The following is a 2,760-nucleotide window of genomic DNA, read 5'->3' on the forward strand; positions in this document are numbered from 1 at the left end:
ATCAGCTTTAAGCCGGTCAAGCTGTGGGCGGAGGACGGCGGCGCGCTCCTCGAAGGGAGCCGCATTGCGATGTGAGCTACCAAAGCTCTCAAGATTGAAGCTACTGATCCGCATTGATGGAAGGGACAGTCCATGTTGAAACAAGTCAGCGGGGATCATCGAACTGCTCATAAGCGCCCAAAGGATCGAAAGATCCCAGAGCCGCATAGTAAGGATCAGTCCAGGTTGTCAATTGCGACCGCGGTTTTGCGGCTATCTAGGCAGGTGGCCTATGTCTGCTTTCGGTCATTAGCCGACATTAGAACCCGGCTCGGTGACGGCCGCTCTACACCCGTAAGCGGACATCCTTAGCCTCAGCATTGCGCAGCAACGCGCAGCGCCCTCATCGAAGGCCAGGCATAGGGGGCTCGGTTGGCTGTTTGCCTAGCTCTAGCGAGTACTTGGGACCCAGCCAAACGTCCCTTAGCTGGCTTTTGCGGGGTTTGCCCCTACGACGAGGTTGCTGGAACCCAGCAAGGTCCTTTGAGTTGTACCTCAGAGTGACAAATGGCACAGCATGCAGGATGGCGCGTCCCGGGAGCGAGGGGCGTTGCTGCGCCTTTATCGGGACTTGCGCATGGCCCTACTGATGCAAGTGCTGGCGGTTAAGGGGAGTCCAAATGAGCACATCGCAGCGAGACACAATGCGTCCTGCCAATGCGCTGATTAAGCGCGCACTGGCCCTCTTATTTGCACTGATAGTCTTGTCGGCCACTCACTCAGGCACCGTTTCTGCGCAAGTCCTAAAGCGCGGTATTCAAGGTGGCGTCGTTGGTGCCGTAGTTGGCGGTATCGTCGACGGCGGGAGAGGCGCTGGGAAGGGCGCCGCGATCGGCGCCGGCGTCGGGGTTGTGGCTGGCGCGATTGAGGCCGAAAACAAGGCTAGGCGTCGAGCTGATTGGAATGGCAGAGCAAGATCGTATCGGGCCTATCGGCAAGGCACTCCGCGATCTGGTTTGGTCTACGATACCCAAGTTGCGCTGGAGTACCTTGGATACAGTCCTGGCCCACTCGATGGCGTCTATGGACCGGGCACGGCTGACGCGATCCGGCAATATCAGTCCGCCAACCAGTTGTCTGTCACTGGCCGCCCGTCGCGTCAGCTGCTCGAGCACATGCAGTACGGAGATCAGCTTGCAGGTGATCATGAAGGACCGGAAGATCAGCAAAAACACGCGATAGCTAACTGATCACCGCTGCACAAAACAACGTCCGCATTGGGTCATTGGCGGACATTGTGAGAGGGATCAGTTATGTCCGCTTCACCCGCGAAAGCGGAAGTCCTCAGATCTGGAGCCGATGAACGCCACGTGCCAAGAACGGCCCTAAACGGTCGCCTTTGACCGAGATCATTTCTGGGAAGGACGTTCACACTTAGGGTGCAGTGTGATTGGTCCCAACCCTTCTTCGGGGACGGGGCGCCACACTCTGCTACCCAGCTCCTTATGCCCGCCGAGGACTGTACCAATGGGCCGCTACAAGCCTGCTGAACTAACCGAATTTCGAGACACCAGCCGGTGTTCGGCGTGCGTCCATTACAGCGGTTGCGCGTTGTGGCTTGCACTCTTGCTTATGAATGAGGAGCCCCGCGCGCCAGGGCTTGAGTGGATTGTGCCCGATATAACCAAATCTTGTGCAATGTTCTTCCCGTGGACCTCTCAAGCCAACGAAACGCCGAAGGAGAAAGGCACCAGCTCGAAGAGAGGGACGGTGTGAGGTCCACCCAGAGCTTGGCCAAGTTCCGTGATGGGAGAGCGCACCGATTAGAGTGCGGAAAAAAAGCGCAGCTTTAAGTTAGTGTCACACACCACCCGCACACTGTTCAAAAAGCGCAACGAAAAACAAATCGCGGGAGGAAACAATGAATCAGCTGACGAGAATTAAGGGTTCAAAGCAGAAAGGCCTCTTCGCGTTTTTCGAGGAAGACCCTGAAGCGGCGGATCTTGCCGTCTTCGGCCGCAGGTCGCATGCCGACCGCCGCGGGTTTCTGCGCGGAGCAGGCCTAGCGACGATGGGCGCCATGCTCGGTGCAACAATTCCCTTTCATCGAAACATGCCTACGGGATTCATCCCGGTCGCTCTTGCCGAGTCCGATATTTTAGAGGGCAAAGACGGCTTGGTTCTACTCAACGACCGCCCCGTGAATGCTGAGGCGACGCCCCACTTGCTTGATTCACCGATCACACCAAATGATCGTTTCTTCGTGCGCAACAACGGCGTGGTCCCTCCCGACACAAGCCCTGACGGTTGGGCACTCACCATCGATGGGATGGTCGACAATCCGCTTAAGCTGAGCATCGCCGACCTCAAAAATGACTTCGAAGTTGTGAAGCTCGCGCTCGTGATTGAATGCGGCGGCAACGGCCGCGCTTTCTTCAACCCGCCAGCGAGTGGCAACCAGTGGACCTACGGCGCTGTAGGCTGTTCCTATTTCACTGGCGTTCGTCTGAGAGATGTCCTCAAAAAAGCTGGGGTAAAACCGGGCGTCGTCTACACGGCCCATGAGGGTGCCGATGGCCACCTTTCTGGTGACCCAAAGAAGCTACCAATCTCCCGCGGCATCCCGATCGAAAAGGCCATGACGGAGAACGTGCTAATCGCCTTTGAAATGAACGACACGCCGTTGCCTGTACTAAACGGGCGGCCGCTTCGCCTGGTGGTTCCAGGCTGGCCGGGCTCGTGCTCGCAAAAGTGGCTCAAGCGCATTTGGCTTCGTGACGT

Annotated in this window: 3 protein-coding genes; 2 read left to right on the top strand and 1 reads right to left on the bottom strand. The window is 57.5% G+C overall.

The genetic code is table 11. The features are described 5' to 3' along the window. Nucleotides 1–207, bottom strand: a 207-nt coding sequence (locus AC33YF_RS13565) for a hypothetical protein (RefSeq protein ID WP_491777745.1), incomplete at its 3' end; no start/stop codon positions are given. Between the two features lie 452 nt (nucleotides 208–659). Here AC33YF_RS13565 and AC33YF_RS13570 point away from each other — a divergent pair. Next, nucleotides 660–1,229 (top strand): peptidoglycan-binding domain-containing protein, encoded by a 570-nt coding sequence (locus AC33YF_RS13570; protein ID WP_491777746.1) that lies wholly within the window; start codon nucleotides 660–662, stop codon nucleotides 1,227–1,229. Between the two features lie 671 nt (nucleotides 1,230–1,900). Further along, a partial coding sequence (locus tag AC33YF_RS13575) for a molybdopterin-dependent oxidoreductase (RefSeq protein ID WP_491777747.1) occupies nucleotides 1,901–2,760 on the top strand: 860 nt, incomplete at its 3' end.

This window comes from Methyloceanibacter sp., from assembly GCF_058506495.1.

Bases quoted from the DNA above. Each gene is read 5' to 3' on its own strand.
- AC33YF_RS13570 (WP_491777746.1), top strand. From the start codon at position 660: ATGAGCACATCGCAGCGAGACACAATGCGTCCTGCCAATGCGCTGATT.